This is a genomic window from Herbaspirillum lusitanum P6-12, from assembly GCF_000256565.1.
Classification (GTDB): Bacteria; Pseudomonadota; Gammaproteobacteria; order Burkholderiales; family Burkholderiaceae_D; genus Herbaspirillum; species Herbaspirillum lusitanum.
In genome coordinates this window covers 1-235 of sequence record NZ_AJHH01000006.1, presented here as the reverse complement: position 1 = coordinate 235, position 235 = coordinate 1, and the positions used below count along the sequence as shown (strand labels likewise).

1 pseudogene is annotated in these 235 nt (G+C 57.4%); it reads right to left on the bottom strand.

What is annotated here, in order from left to right:
• A pseudogene (locus tag HLUSI_RS0100220) lies at window positions 1-235 on the bottom strand (sugar phosphate isomerase/epimerase family protein); the annotation flags it as partial.

The following is a 235-nucleotide window of genomic DNA, read 5'->3' as shown; positions in this document are numbered from 1 at the left end:
TGTAAAAAAATGTCCCAGCGACACCTTCAAAAAACGCGACTGCAGCTGCTGCGCCTCGCCCATCACCTGATCGAGCTCATCGCGCGCCAGCGAACCGTCCTTGCGGAACAATTCGATCGGCGCCGAATACACCGAGAACAGCTTGTGCTTCATCAGAAGCCCGTGCAACTCGTCAAAATCAGGCAATTCGACGAACAATTCCCGGCGGATTTCCAGGCCGGCAGCACCGGCCGCG